Source organism: Mycobacterium sp. TH-M11, from assembly GCF_057473725.1.
Genome location: NZ_JBYCLD010000234.1, coordinates 1 through 2,846, shown reverse-complemented (window position 1 = coordinate 2,846; position 2,846 = coordinate 1). Strand labels below are relative to the sequence as shown.

The window sequence follows — 2,846 nt, the reverse complement described above, 5'->3', positions numbered from 1 at the left end:
TCGGCGAGCGCCTACCGCGTCGAGTTTCGCGCGCCTACACAAAATTTCGGCGCGGTCCGGGCGCGTTCAAGGTCGACTTCGCCGTGCAGGGCGGCGTTCCGTGGACGAATCCGGACGCACGTCGGGCGGGCACCGTGCACGTCGTCGGACCATACCGCGAACTGGCCGCCGCCGAGCGGGATGTCCACGCCGGACGGCTGCCGGAGCGCCCGTTCGTCTTGGTCGGGCAGCAGTACCTGGCCGACCCGCAGCGGTCGGTGGGCGACGTGCACCCGGTGTGGGCGTACGCCCATGTGCCCAATGGCTTTTCGGGCGACGCGACGGCGGCTATCACCGCTCAGATCGAGCGGTTCGCCCCGGGCTTTCGGGATCGGGTCGTCGGCCAGACGGTCCGGAGCACCAGCCAATTCGCTACCTATAACCCCAACTTCGCCGGCGGCGACATCATGACCGGCTCCAAGGACATCCGTCAGTTGACTTTTGGGCCGCGAATCACATTGTCGCCGTACAGCATTGGACTACCCGGCATGTACATCTGCTCGGCGGCCACGCCCCCCGGCCCCGGGGCGCACGGCATGTGCGGCGCCAATGCCGCCACCGTCGCGCTGGGCTATCTCAGTAGCGGTAAAAGCCTTCGCCGCTCTTGAGGCCGAGCTTGCCGGCGTCGACATAAGACCGCAGCAGATCCCGCGGCCCGGTGGGCAGGTTCGGAAACTGCTCGACGTAATGGTTTTCGATGTCGAGGGCGACGTCGAGGCCGACGAGATCCATCAATTGAAACGGGCCGGCCGGCGCACCCAAGTTCAGTTTGTACATCCCGTCGACGTCTTCGGGGCGGGCCACCCCCTCGGCGACCACCGCGAGCGACTCACGCTTGATCGCCGCCCACACCCGATTGAAGATGAAGCCCGTGCATTCCTTGCGTGCCTCGAACGGATACACCCCGAATTCGGGCAGCACGGTGAGCAACGTGTCCAGCAGGCCGCGGTCGGTCTGACCGTCAGACATCAGGTCGAGGCCGTTGACATCCGGCGGCATGTAGAAATGCGTGTTGCACAAACGCGTTTTGTCGCTGATCTGTTCGCTCATCAAACGCGACGGGTACGACGACGAATTCGTCGCGAAGATGGTGCCGGCGGGGGCGGCCCGATCGATCTCGCCCCACAGCGGAATTTTTATCTCGAGCTTCTCCGGCGCCGACTCGACCGCCAGCCAGGCGCCGTCCAGCGCCTCCTTCAGCGACGTGGTGCCGGTCGCGCTCCCTGGTTCGCCGAAGCCGCGGCTCTCGATGACTCGCGCAAGATTGTCCGCCACATACTGTGTCGCGGACGCCAACTGCTCGTCACGGCGGGCGCAGATGCGCACGATCCCGCCTCGGCTGGCGAACATCAGCGCGATCCGCCGTCCCAGCGTCCCCGCGCCGATGACCGCGACGGGACGGTTCCGGATGTCGTCGAACGTGTAGGTATAGCGGCTCGTCATATCGACACGTTAACCGCACGCGACACCCGCTCCGCCGCGCAACGCAATCACGACGTTCTTTTGGCCGGGCTGCGAGGTCTGTTGATGTCAGGACAGCTGGTGCAGCACAATGGATTACCCATCTCGATTATCGTCATCACCACCCTCAAAGACTTGGCGGCCGGAGCCGGACGCGGATTGACCGCGGGCGGAACCCTGCGCCCGTGAGCGATCTCGTCCGGATGGCCGCCCACGCTCACCACTACCTGGCGATTTTTGATGGAGCCAAACCTCTGGCGCTGTATCACGGCAAACGGTTGGCCTCCGCAGCTCAGCGAATTATGTTGCACGCCAAAGATCGCGGCTGCACCAGGCCTGGCTGTACCGCTCCCGGGTACTGGACTCAGGCACACCACGTCGAAGGGTGGGAGTCGACGCACCGCACCGACGTCGACCAGATGGCGCTGGCCTGCGGACCCGACAACAGGCTCGTCGAAAAAGGGTGGACTACCCGCAAGAACGCCCGAGGCGACACCGAGTGGATACCGCCGCCGCATCTGGACTACGGCCAACCTCGGGTCAACACGTTCCACCATCCCGAGAAGCTTCTGGCCCCCGATGATGAACCCGGAGCAGCGTGAACTAGAGCAGCGTGGCCTGTTCGGGCTGGGGTTCGGCCGGCGCCAGCAGCTCGGGCCCATTGTTGCGGATGCTGTTGACCAGTGTGGAGACCGGGCGCATCTCGATGCCGTCGATGCTCGGCGGCGCGGCCAGGAAATCGAGGTCGGCCGGGGCATCGGGATCCAGCCACCGGTCCCAATCCCGCTCGGGCACGATCAGCGGCATCCGGTCGTGGATCGCACCGAGCTCGCCGACCGCGTCGGTCGTGATGATCGTGCAACTCAACAATGGGTTCGCGGTGTGCGTCGGCGTCCACACCGACCACAGCCCCGCCGCGAACAGCATCTTCCCGTCGGCGCGATGCACGTAGTACGGCGTCTTGCGGGCGTTCTTGCCGATGCCGGTATCGGCGCTGGCGCGCCACTCGTAGTAGCCGTCCATCGGCACCAGGCAACGCTTGGATTTGGCGCTGGCCCGAAACGCCGGCGAGGTGGTGGCCTTCTCGGCCCGCGCATTGATCAGCAGCGGGCCCTTGGAGTCCGGCGCACCGTCGGATCCTGCCTTCGCCCACGGCGGGATCAACCCCCAGCGCATCGAGCGGACCCGCCTGGTGGGCTCGTCGTCGGGTTCGTCGTGACGGCGGACCACAGTGGTGATGGTGGTCGTTGGCGCCACGTTGTAGTTCGGGCCGGCCGATTCGCCCGAGCGCGCCTCGTTGATCGCCTCGATCTTCTCGGCCAGCACCGCCGGGTCTGTCGTCACCG

The 2,846-nt window shown here is 66.0% G+C and carries 3 protein-coding genes and 1 pseudogene; 2 read left to right on the top strand and 2 right to left on the bottom strand.

What is annotated here, in order from left to right; genetic code table 11:
* On the top strand, nt 1-647 hold a 647-nt coding region (locus AC2VOG_RS09865; RefSeq protein WP_486939720.1), incomplete at its 5' end, for a phytoene desaturase family protein.
* Here the strand turns inward: AC2VOG_RS09865 and AC2VOG_RS09860 are convergent.
* A complete protein-coding gene (locus AC2VOG_RS09860; protein WP_486939719.1) occupies nt 616-1,482 on the bottom strand; it encodes a 3-hydroxyacyl-CoA dehydrogenase family protein in 867 nt (288 codons plus the stop codon). The genes AC2VOG_RS09865 and AC2VOG_RS09860 overlap by 32 nt on opposite strands.
* A gap of 18 nt (nt 1,483-1,500) precedes the next feature.
* Between AC2VOG_RS09860 and AC2VOG_RS09855 the strand changes: the two are divergent.
* A pseudogene (locus AC2VOG_RS09855) lies at nt 1,501-2,102 on the top strand (HNH endonuclease signature motif containing protein); the annotation flags it as partial.
* Between the two features lies 1 nt (nt 2,103).
* Here the strand turns inward: AC2VOG_RS09855 and AC2VOG_RS09850 are convergent.
* On the bottom strand, nt 2,104-2,844 hold the full coding sequence (locus AC2VOG_RS09850) for an SOS response-associated peptidase (protein ID WP_486939718.1): 741 nt from the start codon (nt 2,842-2,844) through the stop codon (nt 2,104-2,106).
* Between the last annotated feature and the right edge of the window lie 2 nt (nt 2,845-2,846).